Consider the following 16,767-nt stretch of genomic DNA (forward strand, 5'->3'; position numbering starts at 1 on the left):
CCCATGAGTAATTTAAATTTCAAGGCGCTTGCCGAGCAGTATAAAAAGGAACTGCTGGATAATGTTGTTCCTTTTTGGTTGAATAAATCGCAGGATCATGATTTTGGGGGCTATTTTACCTGCCTTGATCAGGCTGGAAATGTATTTGATACCGATAAATTTATTTGGTTGCAGGGACGTGAAGTCTGGTTGTTTTCAATGCTTTATAACCAGGTTGAACAGAAGCAGGAATGGTTAGATGCCGCAATTCAAGGAGCAGAATTCCTGAAGAAACATGGACACGATGGCCAGTTGAACTGGTATTTCTCGCTTACTCGTGAAGGACAGCCGCTGATTGAACCGTACAATATTTTTTCATACACTTTTGCTTGTATGGCTTTTGGGCAGCTGAGTAAAGCTACCGGTAACCAGGAGTATGCCGAAATTGCCCGAAAAACTTTCGATATCATTTTATCGAAAACCAGTAATCCTAAAGGACAATGGAATAAGGCTTACCCCGGCACACGAAATCTGAAAAACTTCGCACTGCCCATGATTCTGTGTAATCTTGCTTTGGAAATTGAACACCTGTTGGATGAAGACTTTCTGAAAGCAACCATGAAAACTTGTATTCATGAGGTGATGGATATTTTTTATCGCCCGGAATTAGGTTTGGTGGTTGAAAATTTGAATGTTGATGGAAGCTTGTCGGATACGTTCGACGGGCGTTTGCTTAATCCCGGCCATGCAATTGAAGCCATGTGGTTCATCATGGATTTGGGTGTTCGTTTAGAGTGTCCTGAGTTGGTGAAAAACGCCAATGACATTACTCTGAAAATGATTAAACATGGGTGGGATGAGAAACACCAGGGAATTTTCTATTTCATGGATCGCTTGGGACATCCTACGCAGCAGCTTGAGTGGGACCAAAAATTGTGGTGGGTGCATATCGAAACACTCATTTCCACGCTGAAAGGCTATCACCTGACTGGATCTGAAGAAAGTTTGGCTTGGTTTGAGAAAGTGCACGAATATTCCTGGACGCACTTTAAAGATGAAGAGCATCCGGAATGGTTTGGTTACCTGAATCGCCAGGGAGAGGTGCTGCTGCCTTTGAAAGGAGGTAAGTGGAAAGGCTGTTTCCATGTGCCACGAGGTTTGTATCACTGCTGGCAAACGCTGGAAAAGATTGATCAGAAATTAAAATAAAAATGGTTCATGAGGAGTGTTCGAAATGCTCCTCATGAATTCAACCTTTTCTAAAACCAACAAACGAATAAACATATGAAAACCTTCCAGATAAAACGTATCCTGTTGATGACGGGTGTGGCTTTATGCCTTGTCCTGTCCGCTTTTTCTTCTGATAAAAATCGTTTTGTTCCGGCCAATGATGATGCTTTTCAGTACATGGGGCGTGTCGATGCGCAAAACAATTTCGTTCGGTTTAATTGGCCTGGCGTAACTGTGCGTACCGATTTCTCCGGAAAAATCTTGGGTGTCCGCTTAAAAGGAGGCGACCGAAATTATTTTAACGTTTGGGTTGATGATTATCCGGCTTATGTGGTACATGCTAAAAATGATACCGTTTGGTGGTTTCCCGGAAAACTGACTAAAGGAGTCCATCAGCTAAGAATCGTGAAACGCACCGAGGCTGATATGGGCATGGCCGAGTTTTACGGATTGTTTATTGGGGGCAAAGAAGAGTTAAAAGCTCCAGCTCCTCTTCCGGAACGAAAAATCATGTTTATAGGAAACTCAATCACTTGTGGTTATGGAACTGAAGGGAAAAGCAGGACGGAGCGTTTTAAACCAGCTACTGAAAATTGTGAGAAATCATATGCGTCAATTATAGCCCGGGCTTTTGATGCCCAGTTTCATTTGGTTGCGCATTCAGGTTTGGGAATGGTCCGGAACTATGGCGATCCGGAAAAATTATCGGTGAAATTGAAGCCCATGCCAGCTCGTCTGGATTACTTGCTTGACAATGATTCAACGAAACGGTATGATTTGGAAAGTTATCAACCACAAGCCATTGTGGTAAATCTTGGAACCAACGATTTTTCAACTCAGCCTTTTCCAGATGAAGCCGACTTTGTGCGTGCGGGAAAGAAGTTGTTGCATCGTTTGTTGAAAACTTACCCCGGTGTGAAGATTTTCTGTATCACGGGCCCGATGATGGATGAACCTTGTTTTACCTATACCAAGAGAATGGTGCATGAAGTACGAATTGAAACAAACTCCGGAGATGTGGTTTTTGTGGGAGTACCGCGTCAGTTGATGAACTTGGAAAAGGACTTGGGATCAGACTCACATCCTTCGTACCGCGGACAGCTAAAAACAGCCGGAATGATTTTGCCTGTGATGGGAACTGTGATGGGCTGGGACTTTTCATTGGAAGAAATACGATCCGTGTTGGAAAAACAATAATTTTTTGGAGTAAATCATATTATAAAAATAGGGCCCGGTTTTGACCATCTTATTTGCTTAAAACTAAATTAACATGAAGAGACGTAATTTTATTGGAATGCTTGGAGCTACAGGAGGATTGTTAGCTTCTGCTCCATTAGTGGCCAGCCCGGCTGTCATACCTGTCGATGCGGCAAGGCAAAAAAAACGGAAAGCTGATCGCGAAATGAAAGCCGACCTGATCATTGCAGGTGGTGGAATTGGTGGGTGTGCATGTGCTTTGGGTGCTTTGCGCAATGGCCTTTCTGTAGTAATGACCGAAGAAACTGATTGGATTGGGGGACAAATAACTCAACAGGGAGTCCCACTTGATGAACACCGTTGGATTGAAACTCATGGGGCAACTCAACTGTATCGCGAGTTTCGTTCTGCCTTGCGGCAATATTATAAACGCAACTACCCATTGACTGATGATGCAGCTGCCAGGGAGAATTTGAACCCGGGAGATGGTGCCGTATCTCGTCTGTGTGTTGAACCCAAAGTGGCTCTGGCTGTGTTGAATGCCATGTTTGCACCTTATATCAGTTCTGGCCAGTTAACCCTTTTGTTGGAGCATAAAGCAACCCGTGCTGATATTGATGGGAATCAGGTGAGAGGGCTTGAGGTGGAGAACCGCCAAAATGGAAAATTGCTTGTGCTGACCGCTCCCTACTTTGTGGATGCAACTGAAATGGGCGATTTATTGCCTCTCACCGGAACAGAATATGTAACCGGAACAGAGTCGAAGAAAGAAACGGGAGAGCTTCATGCTCCTGAAGTTGGTGATCCGGAAAATGAGCAGGCTTTTACCTTGTGCTTTGCCCTGGATTATCGTCCGGGTGAAAATCACGTTATTGACAAGCCTGAAAACTATGATTTTTGGCGTTCTTATGTGCCGAATTTGACTCCGGCATGGCCGGGGCGTTTATTGGATTTGACTTATTCTACGCCATCCACTCTGAAACCTAAAACACTCGGATTTCATCCGGAAGGTGGACGTACGGGAAATGTTATGAACCTATGGAACTATCGAAAAATCATCAATCGGCACAATTTTAAACCGGGCTTTTATGCTGGTGACATGACCGTGGTGAACTGGCCGCAAAATGACTACCTCTTAGGGCGTTTGGTTGATGTGAGCGAGAAAGCGTTTCAAAAGCATGTTGAAGGTGCTCGTCAACTAAACTTATCCTTAGTTTATTGGCTGCAAACCGAAGTGGAACGTCCTGATGGTGGCGCTGGCTGGTCTGGAATTCGTTTACGGAAAGATGTGATGGGAACCGAAGATGGAATGGCTAAGTACCCTTACATTCGTGAAGGACGAAGAATTAAATCTTTGTTTACGGTTCTCGAAGAACATGTGGGAGTTGAAAACAGAACTTTGGTGAAAGGCAAAGAAGCTGCCGCTACTTGCGAAAGTTTTTACGACAGTGTAGGAGTGGGATCGTATTACCTGGACTTGCATCCGTCAACCAAAGGAGATAACTACATTGATTTGCCTTCCTTGCCCTTTGAAGTTCCTCTGGGGGCCTTAATTCCTCAGCGAATGGAGAACTTGCTTCCGGCAAGTAAAAATATTGGCACAACTCACATTACTAACGGTTGTTACCGACTTCATCCGGTTGAATGGAATATTGGTGAGGTTGTGGGAATGTTGGTTCAGTTTGCTTCTAAGAAACACGTTACTCCACGTGATGTACGTGAGAATAAAGATCTTTTGGCCGATTTTCAACGGTTTGTACATTTGCAAGGTGTTGAAACGAAATGGCCGCAATAGAATCGTACTAAGCAGATACATAATTTGGAATGATTTTAGGTTGAAGGAGAAAGAGACCGGACAGCTTTGGGGCTGCTCTGGTCTTTTTTATGGGAAAATTTACGAATAGATGGTGATAGGAAAAATTGTAACTATCATTACTATTTATATGAACAAAAGCTTTTGAATAACTGTCTAAGAATGAAAAGCGTGTTACGACTAACCTTAATTGGACATTATGAAAAAAGGACTTTCTTTTCGTTTTGGGATTGTATGTATTCTTCTGGGAATTATTCTTTTAGCTCTTTCTCCCCTCTATTTTTCCCACTTAGTGGAATTTTTTCGCGTTTATATTTCTGATGATCAGGTTGTAACGTCGTTAGGCGTTCGGCAAATTAGATTTTTGTTGTTTGCTGCTATTGTCTTTTGGGTTGGTCTTGGATTATTCTTCATATTCAATGTGGGAAGTTGGCTTTTGCGTATGCTTCAAGTAAAACAGGTTGCAGCTGATGTTAAACGCGTTTTCTTTAACGATCCTGTAAGTAACTATCCCCGAATGGGAAAATATTTTTTCTGGATTAGCAGTTTGATTGCACTGGGAATTCAGCTGGCCGTCATAATTTGGGGAGAGCCTGAGTGGGAGGGGACAACGGATAAGAATAGTTCGGCGCTTTTTGCTGTTGCTGTGTTGATTTTGCTTGCGTCATTAGTTCATTTACGAAAGCTTGGTGTTGATCAGCGCATGCGGAGAAAGATAAGATGGGGAGTGATTCTAGCAACTTTTTTGTTTTTTTTCTTATATGGCGAAGAAGTAAATTGGGGACAGCAGTATTTTGAGATTAAGACAACTTCTTTTTTCAAAATGAATTTCCAGCAGGAAAATTCATTGCATAACTTTTTCAATCCCTTGTTTAGTTATGCCTATGCGGCGGCAGGAATGGGGATTTTTATGGTTTTGACCTACTTCTGGTTTGTTCGTCAAGCAAATGGGTGGTTAACCAAGTTATTTGTCCCTCCTGTTGCATTTTTAATCTTCTTTTTAAGCATGGCGGGCACTGTTTATACCGGAGAAAGTGATGAGCTTTACGAAGCCTATTTAGCGGTATTCTCCGTCCTGTATAGCTTGCGGATTTGTTGGTGTCTGAAAAATCCGAATAAATCATTGATGTTACAGACTACTTAGATCCTCTTTCAATAGTGCTTTTGGTTTGTTTAAAATACTTCATATGCAGAAAGAAGAAACTGAGACATATGATCAAGGGAAAGCTATAATTGAAATAGAAGTTTATGTCGTAGAATTGATTGCCAATAGGCCCCGATGCTCTGATAAGCTTTTTTGATATAGGGAGCAGGCAGGTATCGATAATACCAAAGCCAATTGTTGTAATTAGAAGGTAGAGTATGTCACGGGGTTTCATTTTTATTCGTTCAATGAAGGCAACTGTCTTCTTTTCACGGAAATAGATGCTTGAGGCAAAAAGTAAGTAAAAGAAGTGGGCCCCTGTTAGGTAGCTGAGTACAATTTTAATGCTCGTATGTGAGTCTATTTTTAAGGCTAGTAGGCTTATTAATAATAGTTTTGAAGAGAACTTTAGAAAGTAAAATGAAAGAAAGTAAATTAAAATTCCAGCTAAAATGATCAGAGATTTCTTGATCTGCAGCACGGCATTATTAGCTTTCTGATAGTCTTCTTCCCACTCTTGGCTTGATCCGAGCCGTTTCTTTGCCACCCAAAAGGCTTCTTCATTATCCAGATCTTTCGCTTTTAAATCATCAATAAGGTCAAGAAGATGGCTTTCCAGTTCATCTACGTCAGCTTCAGTAACCGATGGATTGTTACTCAGAGCCTTTTTCCAGTTGTGTATCTTTTCTTTTAAATTGAACTCAGTATTGTTTTCCATCTATAAGATGTTTGTTGGGAGTCTTTTAGGAACGAAGAAAGATTGATCTCTTCTTCTCTTCAAACTCAATAGACTGTAAAAGTACAAATACTAATAGTTTTTCATAATGATTTTAATGATTTGTTTGAATGGCGTGTGTGAACGATTGGATTGTTTTTTGCTTGGCTGGCGGGTATTCTAATCTGATAGTTTGCTGGTTGGAAAAATAAGAAGGGAAGGTTGACCCCCAAAAGATAAGTTGAAAAAGAAGCATAAAAAAACACCTTAGAATTATCTAAAGTGTTTTCTCTGTTGACCCACCAGGGCTCGAACCTGGACTCTTCTGAACCAAAATCAGACGTGTTGCCAATTACACCATGGGTCAGTCCTCTATTGTCTTTTCGTTAAAGACGCTGCAAAAATATAAAAAGAAAATATACCGACAAGCGTTTTCAATGAAAAAAATGAAGATTTTTTTCGGCCTGTAAATAATCTGGTTGAGAATGAGGATCTTCGATTTTAGCTAGCTGAATAAAGTTTTTTTAACAGCCTTTTTCCGCGGGATCGAATGGCCGGCGACTCGTGTTTTTCCAACTCATGTTCGAACAGCTGAATCAGCTCAGGCTTGAGTTCTGGCTCTTGCTCGGAAATTTCGAAAAGAATTTGCATACCATGTACCCGGTTGGCAATTGGGCTGGTCGCCTTGTCGACAAGCTCCAGGCAATACGCTAATAAAAAAGACAAGTGTTGCTGGTCGATGGGGTTGAGGCTGATCAATTTCAATAAGTGACGTAATTTGCTGTCACAAGAAGTTGTTTTAAGTGCTTCAGTTAGTTGCCCGAGGTAGGGACGAATAAGCTCGGGATGCTTTTCATGGATTTTATCGGCAACCCAAATGGCACGCCAGTTTTCTTTTTGGTCATTGCTCAGACCAATCTCAATCAGAGCATCCAGTTGATTCGGATAATCAATTAAATAGTTGATTAAGAGGTGAATGTTTTCCCAATTGTCTAAAAGGGAATAAAACTCTTTTCTGTTCATGTTTTCAGTGTCTTCATGGTTGCGGTTGCATGATTGGGCAAGCCGCAAAAGAAAGACTAAAGATAGCTGATTCGACTAAAAACAGAAAGTATACAGAGGACTTATGCTACTTTTGGAAAAAGTACGACGAAAGCCGAAAATAGCAAAGCCCAACCCAAGATTGAGAGCGTCATATAGGCCATAACATATTTACGACCTGAGTAATAACGGTTCAGTAAGAAGGCACCAACAGGAATACTCAGAAGTATTGGGGTTGTAACAATGATGCCGGCAAAACCATACTGATCGCGGAATCGAATAAACATTCTTCTTTTCTTAATTGACCAGGAAGATTTGGTCTTGGAGCGAGATAGAAAACGGGATAAATCAACTTTAAAGAAACGGCAAACCAGTCGAATAAATTGGTCTTTGTGTTTTTTCAAAAAGCGGATGACTACCGAACTGAGGTAGTAGAAAAAGAAAAATCCGAAGATTCCTCCAAAGGTAACAGCAACAATAGCCTGAATCTCATCAATCCCAATTAATAACGCATAGGGAAAGGTGATGAAATACTTGACCGAGGCTAATAAGAAAACATGAATTAACTTCACAACACCGAATAGGTTCATCCTTCACACTGATTTTTCATGATTTAAGAACTCCAAAGTTGCAAAAATGTTTTATAAGTTGTTGAGAATAAGTTAGATTTTATAATTTGTTAACTTTTGTGTAAATAATTTATTAACGCATAGTGAGGTAAAGATGAGTCGCTTTTTTGTACTTTTGGCGCACAGAGCCTCTTTGAGAGCTTCGAATATTATTTAAAACAAATTTCATGGGTATTGCTCAGCAATGGTTTCACAGCCAGGAATTCAACGAACAATTGAATGTTCAACCACATCCATCAATCAATATTGATCAGTTTTATGCACACGTGCACCGTTTTCCGGAATGGTGGCAATCGGTTTTTGAGTTTTTAAAGTCAGATTTCAGTTCTTTAAAACCAGGTCGGTATCCATTGGTCGGAGATCAGGTATTTGCGATGATTTCAACTTACGAAACAAGAACGAAGTCAGCTTCCAAGTGGGAAGCCCACCGGCAGTTTATCGACCTGCAGTTGGTTCTTGTCGGAAGCGAGATGATGGGACTTTTGCCCTTGAACAAAGCCGTTAAACCTGAAGAATATGACGAGGCGAAAGACCTTCAGTTTTTTGAAGAACAGCCAGGCGAATATTTTCAGGCCGCACCTAATTACTTTTTTGTTTTCTTTCCAGAAGATGTCCATCGTCCGGGATTGCAAGTAGAAGGAGCAACTTCTGTAAAGAAACTGGTTATCAAACTGGCTGTTTCAAACGACTAGGTCGTTGTGTTAAAAATACCGTTGCGTTTTCAAAGTCTCATAAATGGTGGTGTTCATCAACAGCAGTAAAAAGAAATAACCAAAATCTTCAACCGGGATGGAGAACACGCGTAGGTTCAAAATGTGTTCCGGGTTGTACTCCACTACCGGTAAGCCCGTTAAAATACCATTGACGATTAGAAAGGGGATTAAGCCGATCAGGTAGGCTGCATAGAACTTGGTGAGGTGCTGCTTAAATCGGTTGCGGAAAATGGTATAGCCCAAATAAATTGCCGTAAACAGAAAGTTGAAAAAGGTGTATAACAACGTTCTGTTGTAGAAACTAATTAGTGCGAATAAAACGATCAATCCCAGGCTTATAGCTGCAAATACATTCGCAGCTTCGTATTTCTCAAAATAGGCTTTCTGTACTTCGTAGATGAATACACAGGCGTAGGGAATGACAAGAAAAAATAACCATTCTTCGATAGGAAGTCCTTTATAGGAATAGCCTAAAAGATAATCTGGATTAAATTGCCAGATTCCGGCTTCGGTAAATTTTACGTCCCATACCAAAAAGACAACAGCAGATATAATGATTGCAGGAAACAAGTATTTCCAATTTCTCCAAAACTGTACTTTTTTATCAAAACTAAGAGCCAAGGGAACAACAATAGTTCCCAGCAACAACCCTGCGTAGGTCATTTGTTGTAATTCCATCTACAAAAGATTAAATGCGTTTTTAAAATAAGCGTTGGCCAAAAGATACATTTTTTTTGAGTTTGAAACCCGGTAACGCTGTTTTAAAATTTGCGAGGGATGGGCTCGTTTTATTTTTCGAAAGAGCCTTAAGTAATAGATGTAAGCGAGATAGACTCCAAAACGGACTTCTTTTTTTAACTGCTTCAATCCTTGGAATGCATCCGTGAAATCTTGCTCTATTTCTTTTTCAATTCGAATTTTTGAAGGTTCGTCAAAACGAGAAAAGTCGATTTCCTCAAAATAAATCCGCCCTTTGTTTTCGAAATCATCTTGAGCATCACGCAGGAAGTTAACCTTTTGAAATGCTGCTCCAAGTTTGCGGGCTGGCTCTTTTAACGTTTGATATTTTTCTGGCTCATCGAAGTAAAACACTTGTAAGCACATCAGGCCTACAGCTTCAGCCGAACCATAAATGTAGGTTTTGAGCAAGTTAGGGGCGTAACTTGTTTGGTGTAAATCCAGTTCCATGCTATAGAGAAAGGCATTAATTAATTCCCGGTCAATTTGGAAGGAGTGTACAGCATGTTGAAAACTATCCAGAATTGGGTTGATGCTAAATCGGCGTGCTATGGCCTTGTCGGTTTCATGTTTAAACTCGTTGAAAATTTCCTCTTGATTTTGCTCAAAAAAAGTATCGACAATTTCATCGGCATAGCGCACAAATCCATAAATGCTGTAAATTCCAGAGCGGTATTTTCTGTTGAGCATTCGAACGCCTAATGAAAAACTGGTGCTGTAGTTTTTCGTTGTAATTCTGCTACAGTCTAAATTATTTTTGCGATAAATGTCCATGGTCGTTAAGTATTCGTTCAGTAACAAGTCGTGAGCTAATAACAGTCATGGGCAATCCTGTTCCGGGAACAGTTGATGCGCCAGCATAATAGAGGTTGTTGTAGCTTTCGTCTTTGTTTGAAGGACGGAAGCCTCCAACTTGGTTCAAGTCGTGTGCTAACCCTAGTCCGCTTCCACGGTAGAGGTTGAAGGTGCTTTCCCATTTGTTGGGAGGATAAATTATCCTCATTTCGGTGTGTTTGGCAAAGTCGAAGCCGGTGCGTTTTCCCATATCGGCTACAATGGCATCGGCAATTTCTTCCGCATCTTCCCAGTTAGGTTTGTAGCGCAAGTCGGGGACTGGGCAAAGGATAAAGACACTTTCTTTGCCTGCAGGTGCATAGTCGGGATTATGCATGGATTGAATGTTGGCATAGTAGTAGGGTTTATCCAGCTTGATGCTGTTCTTAAATATTTTGTTGGCGTATTCTTTAAAATTTCTTCTCAGGAAATAGTTGTGATGATACATCCCCTTTACTTTGGTGTCTAAGCCCAGGTAAATGGTTAGTGGAGCCAAGGTCCATTTTTTTTGATCGAGTTTTGATGGGCGATACCGTTTCCGTTTTAAGATTTGTCCCCGGAAGGCGGCAGCATCCGCATTCACTACAAAAAGGTCAGCTTCCCATTTTTTTCCGGTGCTGTCGATAAAGGCAGTTACTTGTCCGTGCTTTTCTTCCACTTGGGTTATTTCTACGCCAAAATGCATGGTGACCGCTCTCTTTTTTAACTCAGCAACCAAGCCTTCAACAATTTTGTACATGCCTCCTTTGACATTGTGGTAACCATCATGCACAAGTTCGGTGTAGTTGAGCATTGAATAGACCGCGGGCGTATCGAAAGGCGTTGCTCCCAAAAAAAAGCCAACTAGCGAGAAAATGACTTTCACTTCAAACGAATCAAAATTCTTCTCCATTTCACGCCACATCGAGTAAAACATTTTGGGAGCATGTTTTAAAGGCACACGCGTTAATTGCAGGAGATAGCCCAGTAAACTGTCAAAATTTTGTTTGATGACAATGTGTTCAGTATCGTGAAAGATGGCCCCGGCACCTTCTAAAAATCGCTTAACCTTTTGTTCCAGATCTGGTTCGATATTTTGGAATTCCGCAGCGAGCTTTTTCAGATTTTTATGAATGAGATAGGCTTTCTCATCCCCTTCAAAATGAACGGCATAAAGCGGATCGAGTTCGACAAATTCAAAAGGAACTTTAATGTTACATGCGTCTGCAAGCTCCTGAAATTCGTAGCTCATACTGAAAAAGGTGGGAGCCATGTCAAATTTGAAACCATCTTTTTCGAGTAAATTCAGTCTTCCCCCTGGGCGATGGTATTTTTCAACCATTTCAACTTCGTAACCATTGGTTGAAAGCCTTAGTGCAGTAGATAAACCCGCTAGCCCGGTTCCGACAATCAGTACTTTCTTTTTCATTTTGTTTTATGATTTGTCTTTTTTATTAAACAAACTAACATTGAAATGTTTTAATAAGTAGCAAGTTTTTTTTCAATAAGAGTATTATCTTTCTTAAAATTAATGAAATAATGTCTAAAGCACTAGTTATAGGAGCAGGAATTGGAGGAATTGCGGTGGCTATTCGATTGGCTCGACTAGGCATGGAGGTGGAGGTGTATGAACAGTCGGATAGTTTAGGAGGGAAGATCAAGGAATCTGTCCATGCAGGTTTTCGTTTTGACCGGGGGCCTTCGCTGTTTACACTGCCCCATTTGGTCGATGAGTTACTCGATGAAGACCTGAGATTTACTTACCGTAAGTTGGATTTGATTACTTCGTATTTTTTTGAAGATGGAGTGCAGTTGAAAGCTTATGCTGATCCCAGAAAATTTGCAGTTGAAGTGGAACAAAAAACCGGAGTGAAGGCCTCGAAATTGCTTGATTATCTGAAACAATCGGAGCGGATTTATCGGTTGACGGCTCCGATTTTTATTTTCAACTCTTTTCATCGTATTCGCAAGTTGCTCACCTGGGCAAATGGGCTTCGGGCCCTACAGTTTTTTCGGCTGAAGGTTTTTTCGAGCCTGCATCAACTGAATGCAAAGGCGTTTCCCGATCCACGTTTGGTGCAGCTGTTTGACCGTTATGCCACCTATAATGGTTCTAACCCATACAAAACTCCTGGAACACTGAGTGTGATTTCACATCTGGAGCATGAACAGGGAGCTTTTTTTCCTAAAAATGGGATGGCTCAAATTGTGCACTCACTGGCAGAACAAGCGCGGCGGTTGGGGGTGAGGTTTCATATGCAAGCGCCGGTTGAACGTGTTTTGGTGAATAAGGGCCAACTAAAAGGCCTTGTTGTTGAGGGCGCTTTGCAGCTTGCAGATGTGGTTGTTAGCGATGTGGATATTTACCAGTTTTATACGCATTTGATGCCCGATCAAAAACGGGTTAGGCGGATGGAAAAGCTAGAACGATCGTCTTCTGCTTTGATTTTTTACTGGGGCATGAGAAAGTCGTTTCCCCGACTGGATTTGCATAATATCTTTTTTAGTGAAGATTACGAAACGGAGTTTGTGTCGTTGTTTGAGAAAAAGGAAATTTCGGATGACCCAACAGTGTATGTATTTGTTAGTAGTAAAGAGAATCCGGACGATGCACCGGCGGGAATGGAAAATTGGTTTGTGATGGTGAATGCCCCCGAGAATGTGGGGCAGGACTGGGTTGAAATGAACCGGCGAACACGGCAGCATATTCTGACTAAGCTGAATCGTATGTTGGACGAAGAGCTGGAAGAACAGATTGTTTTTGAAGAACAGCTCGACCCGGTAAAAATTGAAGAGCAGACCGGCTCGTTTCATGGTGCCATGTATGGGCCTAGTTCAAACAGCTTGTTTGCCGCTTTTTACCGACATGCCAATTTCCGGCGCGATGTGCCCGGCCTTTATTTTGTTGGAGGCAGCGTGCATCCCGGCGGTGGAATTCCGCTGTGTTTATCTTCAGCAAAAATTGTGGGCGATATGGTTGAAGAAAAAAGGAGGAGCTTATGACAGGAAATGCCAAGCTTATTTTGTGGGTGAAAATCATTTTGGTCATCTTTTACCTCGTTGGAATACTGGGCTTCTCATTGGATCTGACATACGATTTGTTTGTGGCTCTAACACCGCTCAACTTATCACTTACCGCAGTGGTTTTGTTGTACTTTCAACAGCAGTGGTCGGTGAAAACGGCTTTGATTCTGATATTGGTTGCTTGCATTGGCTTTGTAACCGAATGGATTGGCATCAATACGGGCTGGCTGTTCGGAAACTATAGCTATGGACCGGCGCTTGGGCTGAAGCTGATGGATACCCCTCTGCTTATCGGAATCAATTGGTTGTTGCTGGCTTACGGTGTTTTTGTGCTTTTTTCGAAAATCAACCAACGATGGTATTTCCCGTTTTTGGGAGCTTTGCTGATGGTGCTGTTTGATTTTATTATGGAACCAGTAGCCACTGCCTTGAAAATGTGGAGCTGGGAATCGGCAACTATTCCGTTGAAAAACTATTTTGACTGGTACTTGGTTTCACTGTTGATTTTTGCTTTGATGCGTGCTGGGCGAGTCTCTTTGAAAAACCCTTTGGCCGTATGGATTTTGGGGACTCAACTGGTGTTTTTCTTGGCTTTAACCTTCACTTTAAATTTAATCTGATGGGAATTCTAATCGCAATCATCGTGCTAATCTGTTGGTTGGGACATTTGCTCTACTGCCTGCAGCTTTTGCAGGCTGGTGCCTCTTCTGGCTGGACCTACCTGCATGTTTTGTTACAGGCTTACTTATATACCGGCTTGTTTATTACCGGACATGATGCCATGCATGGATTAATTAGCAGAAGCATGAAGGTAAGCATGGTATTTGGCTGGATTTCATCCTTGCTTTTTGCCGGGCTTAGCTATCAAAAACTGCGGACCAATCATTATTTACATCATCAATTTCCGGCTACCGAAAAGGATCCGGATTATTATCCACGCTCGCAGAATTTCTTCGTTTGGTGGTTTGTCTTTCTAAAGCGTTATGCCACCATCTGGCAATTTCTGTTTATGGCGGTTGCATTTAATGTGCTGAAAATTTGGTTTGCTGTTCCGGAGTTGATCGTGTTTTGGATTGTTCCGGCGGTACTGGCTACTTTTCAGTTGTTTTTTGTGGGCACCTACCTGCCGCACCGAAAACCGCACACCGAAAGCATGCAGCCGCACCGGGCACGGAGCCAGCGAGGACCACATTGGTGGGCCATGCTGAGCTGCTACTTTTTTGGCTACCACTGGGAACATCACGAAATACCCCGTATTCCCTGGTGGCAGCTTTATCGTGAAAAAGATAAACGAAAAATTCAGCTATGATCAAAGCCAAACATCACTCCTTTACGATTTGGTTTTTTGACCTCTATTTTCGTTTGAAAATGGTATTTCATTTTCGGGGAATGGAAATTTATGCCAATGAGCAAGCTGATCCGAGGAAATCGATTTTGTTGCTTCAAAATCATTTTAGCTGGTGGGATGGCTACTGGTCATTATGGCTGAGCAAGCGTTTTTTTAAGCGACGATTTCATGTGATGATGCTGGAAGAGCAACTTCGCAAGCGTATGTTCATCAACCGGTGTGGCGCTTTTTCGGTACGAAAGAATTCTCGCGAGCTGATCGAGTCGTTGACTTATGCCGCCGGCGTATTGGATGATCATCAAAATCTGGTTTGTCTCTATCCGCAAGGAGAAATCCAATCGCAGCAGGTTAAAACCATTGCTTTTGAGAAAGGGGCCTCATGGATTTTAAAAAATGTAGACAAACCTGTTCAAGTGTGGTTTTGTGTGACTTTAACGGATTATTTCAGCAGCTCGAAACCCTTGATCCGGTTCTGCTTGAAACAGTATAAAGGTGAGCAGACAAGCCAGCGCATGGAGTTGGCCTACAATTCTTTTCGGGACGAATGCATAAACAAGCAACATGACTGATCTTTTAATCATTGCCTGGGCTGTATTAACTTTTCTTGCTTTGCGCACCTTGGTGGCTTTGGCCAATGTTGTGAGCCAACCTTACCTGCCTGCTGCCCGGAACAAACACAAGGAAAAAGTATCGTTGTTGGTGCCTGCCAGAAACGAAGAGCATAACCTGCCGAACATACTTCGAGCTATTTCACAATTGAATTATCCTGACTTTGAGGTTTGGGTGTGCAATGATCAGTCGACAGACAAAACCATTGATATTTTACAGGAATGGCAGCAGCATGTTGACTGGCTTCATTATTTTGACGGAGAGACTTTACCGCCTAACTGGACAGGAAAAAATTTTGCTTGTCATCAATTGGCCCAAAAAGCAAGGGGGCATTATTGGTTATTTTTGGATGCCGATGTGGCTTTAGCGCCAGATGCGCTGCAAAAAGCAGTAGATTTTTTCAAAGAAAAAAATCTTAGCTTATTATCGATTTTTCCACAACAAATCATGCAGAATATCTCAGAAAAAATGACCGTGCCAGTCATGAATTGGATCTTATTGACTTTGTTGCCGCTGAGGCTTGTGCTGCAAGCGAAAAATCCTTTGTTTGCGGCAGGTAATGGCCAGTTTATGCTTTTTGATGCCAAAAACTACCGACTGAATCGTTGGCACGAAAAAGTCAAGAATCGGAATGTGGAAGATATCTTGATTGTACGTATGATGAAAGAACATCAGGAGCATGCAGCTGTTCTATTAGGAAATGGCGATGTCTTTTGTCGGATGTACCGACACTATGCGGGAGCTTTGCAAGGCTTTGTGAAAAATGTGCACGAGTTTTTCTTTGGTAGTCGTTTGCTGATGCTCTTCTTTGGGCTTGTTGTGGTGGGAAGTCCATTACTTTTATACTTCGCCTTGGGGTGGAAAGGGCTCCTTGTTTATGGTGTTTTGCTTGTGGTGAACCGTTTCCTGGTTTCTCGAGCAAGCCATCAGCAATATTGGGCTAACCTTTTCTATCATCCTTTGCAAATGGTATTTCTGGCTCTTTTAATGATTGAAAATATTCGCCTTCGAATAACTAAAAAAGCAAAATGGAAAGGTCGCAAAATAACTATCTAAATTGGTTGCTGCTTGGCTTGATGGTTTGTCTGTTTACTCCTGTATCTGGGCAGAAGTTGGAGACGTATCAGTGTCGTTTTTTTAACTCCTACCTGAAAGGAGATATGAGTAATTGGATGGACTGGATTCAAGAAATTGAACACGATCATCCGAATGAACAGGACTGGGGGATTCTGGCTTTGCAAGCCCGTTACGGCCTTATTGGTTATTACTTCGGAACTGGTCAAAAAGAGCTGATAAAAGATGTACTTCAAGATGGGGATAATCGCTTAGACAGTTACTTAGAACAAGCGCCAAACAATGCCAGGCTCTTGAGTTTAAAAGCTGCTTTCGATTCTTTCAAAATTGGTTTGGCTATGTATAAAGCACCATTTCTTGGCCCTAAGGTGGTTGGCTCCATAAGACAGGCTATGGAGGGTGATCCGAATGAACCAATGGCTTGGCTGGAAGAAGGAAATGCTCTTTACAATCGTCCAGCTCTATTTGGAGGTGATAAAAAGCAAGCTATAGCAGCTTATCGTAAAGCGCAGAGGTTATTTGAGCAAAGCGCAGAGGTTTGCAATTATTTAAAGGTGCTGGTTGAAGTTTTTATCCTAAAAGGATACTACGAGACTAACCAACACACTCTTTACCTAGAGTCTAGGCAGAGGCTTGAACGGCTGTATGGAGAGCTTAACTGGGTGGATGATTTCCTTGTTTCAAAAATTGTTGATTAGCT

General features: G+C 41.8%; 17 protein-coding genes and 1 tRNA gene. 11 read left to right on the forward strand and 7 right to left on the reverse strand.

What is annotated here, in order from left to right:
* Window positions 1-3: 3 nt before the first annotated feature.
* The 4 genes from BM156_RS04460 to BM156_RS04475 all read left to right on the forward strand — a co-directional run bounded on the left by BM156_RS04460 (window position 4) and on the right by BM156_RS04475 (window position 5,363).
* Window positions 4-1,188 carry a n-acyl-d-glucosamine 2-epimerase gene (locus BM156_RS04460; RefSeq protein ID WP_093918601.1) on the forward strand — a complete coding sequence of 395 codons (1,185 nt, stop codon included), beginning with the start codon at window positions 4-6 and terminating at the stop codon, window positions 1,186-1,188.
* 75 nt (window positions 1,189-1,263) lie between these two features.
* The gene (locus BM156_RS04465; protein ID WP_093918602.1) at window positions 1,264-2,406 is read left to right on the forward strand and encodes an SGNH/GDSL hydrolase family protein; all 1,143 of its coding nucleotides are present in this window, start codon (window positions 1,264-1,266) and stop codon (window positions 2,404-2,406) included.
* A gap of 73 nt (window positions 2,407-2,479) precedes the next feature.
* Window positions 2,480-4,201, forward strand: coding sequence for an FAD-dependent oxidoreductase (locus BM156_RS04470; RefSeq protein ID WP_093918603.1), 1,722 nt, complete (start codon window positions 2,480-2,482; stop codon window positions 4,199-4,201).
* Between the two features lie 217 nt (window positions 4,202-4,418).
* Entirely contained in the window at window positions 4,419-5,363 is a 945-nt protein-coding gene (locus BM156_RS04475) for a hypothetical protein (RefSeq protein ID WP_093918604.1), read from the forward strand.
* Here BM156_RS04475 and BM156_RS04480 read toward each other — a convergent pair.
* The 4 genes from BM156_RS04480 to BM156_RS04495 all read right to left on the reverse strand — a co-directional run bounded on the left by BM156_RS04480 (window position 5,356) and on the right by BM156_RS04495 (window position 7,709).
* Window positions 5,356-6,081 (reverse strand): permease prefix domain 1-containing protein, encoded by a 726-nt coding sequence (locus BM156_RS04480; protein WP_093918605.1) that lies wholly within the window; start codon window positions 6,079-6,081, stop codon window positions 5,356-5,358. The genes BM156_RS04475 and BM156_RS04480 overlap by 8 nt on opposite strands.
* A gap of 291 nt (window positions 6,082-6,372) precedes the next feature.
* Window positions 6,373-6,445 (reverse strand) — tRNA-Gln (locus tag BM156_RS04485).
* A 134-nt stretch (window positions 6,446-6,579) separates the two neighbouring features.
* Complete coding sequence (locus BM156_RS04490) at window positions 6,580-7,101, reverse strand: hypothetical protein (RefSeq protein WP_093918606.1); 522 nt, start codon at window positions 7,099-7,101, stop codon at window positions 6,580-6,582.
* A gap of 101 nt (window positions 7,102-7,202) precedes the next feature.
* Window positions 7,203-7,709: a hypothetical protein gene (locus tag BM156_RS04495; RefSeq protein ID WP_093918607.1), complete on the reverse strand. Its 507-nt coding sequence runs from the start codon at window positions 7,707-7,709 to the stop codon at window positions 7,203-7,205.
* A 206-nt stretch (window positions 7,710-7,915) separates the two neighbouring features.
* Between BM156_RS04495 and BM156_RS04500 the strand changes: the two genes are divergently transcribed.
* Window positions 7,916-8,440 carry a NanQ anomerase/TabA/YiaL family protein gene (locus BM156_RS04500; RefSeq protein WP_093918608.1) on the forward strand — a complete coding sequence of 175 codons (525 nt, stop codon included), beginning with the start codon at window positions 7,916-7,918 and terminating at the stop codon, window positions 8,438-8,440.
* A 9-nt stretch (window positions 8,441-8,449) separates the two neighbouring features.
* On the opposite strand, the gene BM156_RS04505 is transcribed toward BM156_RS04500, so the two are convergent.
* Genes BM156_RS04505 through BM156_RS04515 form a run of 3 tightly spaced genes read right to left on the reverse strand, consistent with a single transcriptional unit; the run spans window position 8,450 to window position 11,441 of the window.
* On the reverse strand, window positions 8,450-9,139 hold the full coding sequence (locus BM156_RS04505) for a lycopene cyclase domain-containing protein (RefSeq protein WP_212733406.1): 690 nt from the start codon (window positions 9,137-9,139) through the stop codon (window positions 8,450-8,452).
* A complete protein-coding gene (locus tag BM156_RS04510) occupies window positions 9,140-9,973 on the reverse strand; it encodes a phytoene/squalene synthase family protein (RefSeq protein WP_093918609.1) in 834 nt (277 codons plus the stop codon). It lies immediately after the preceding gene.
* On the reverse strand, window positions 9,951-11,441 hold the full coding sequence (locus BM156_RS04515; RefSeq protein WP_093918610.1) for a phytoene desaturase family protein: 1,491 nt from the start codon (window positions 11,439-11,441) through the stop codon (window positions 9,951-9,953). The genes BM156_RS04510 and BM156_RS04515 overlap by 23 nt, the downstream gene beginning before the upstream one ends.
* Window positions 11,442-11,551: 110 nt before the next feature.
* Between BM156_RS04515 and crtD the strand changes: the two genes are divergently transcribed.
* The 6 genes from crtD to BM156_RS04545 are packed head-to-tail and all read left to right on the forward strand — an operon-like array spanning window position 11,552 to window position 16,765.
* A complete protein-coding gene (gene crtD / locus BM156_RS04520; protein WP_093918611.1) occupies window positions 11,552-13,015 on the forward strand; it encodes a 1-hydroxycarotenoid 3,4-desaturase CrtD in 1,464 nt (487 codons plus the stop codon).
* A complete protein-coding gene (locus BM156_RS04525) occupies window positions 13,012-13,656 on the forward strand; it encodes a carotenoid biosynthesis protein (RefSeq protein WP_093918612.1) in 645 nt (214 codons plus the stop codon). The genes crtD and BM156_RS04525 overlap by 4 nt, the downstream gene beginning before the upstream one ends.
* Window positions 13,656-14,345 (forward strand): fatty acid desaturase, encoded by a 690-nt coding sequence (locus BM156_RS04530; RefSeq protein WP_093918613.1) that lies wholly within the window; start codon window positions 13,656-13,658, stop codon window positions 14,343-14,345. Before BM156_RS04525 ends, BM156_RS04530 begins: the two co-directional genes overlap by 1 nt.
* Window positions 14,342-14,953 (forward strand): 1-acyl-sn-glycerol-3-phosphate acyltransferase, encoded by a 612-nt coding sequence (locus BM156_RS04535; protein ID WP_093918614.1) that lies wholly within the window; start codon window positions 14,342-14,344, stop codon window positions 14,951-14,953. The genes BM156_RS04530 and BM156_RS04535 overlap by 4 nt, the downstream gene beginning before the upstream one ends.
* Window positions 14,946-16,049, forward strand: a complete 1,104-nt coding sequence (locus BM156_RS04540) for a glycosyltransferase family 2 protein (RefSeq protein ID WP_093918615.1) — start codon at window positions 14,946-14,948, stop codon at window positions 16,047-16,049. The genes BM156_RS04535 and BM156_RS04540 overlap by 8 nt, the downstream gene beginning before the upstream one ends.
* A complete protein-coding gene (locus tag BM156_RS04545; RefSeq protein WP_093918616.1) occupies window positions 16,022-16,765 on the forward strand; it encodes a tetratricopeptide repeat protein in 744 nt (247 codons plus the stop codon). The genes BM156_RS04540 and BM156_RS04545 overlap by 28 nt, the downstream gene beginning before the upstream one ends.
* Window positions 16,766-16,767 lie beyond the last annotated feature (2 nt).

The sequence above is a fragment of the Sunxiuqinia elliptica genome (assembly GCF_900113005.1).
Taxonomy (GTDB): domain Bacteria; phylum Bacteroidota; class Bacteroidia; order Bacteroidales; family Prolixibacteraceae; genus Sunxiuqinia; species Sunxiuqinia elliptica.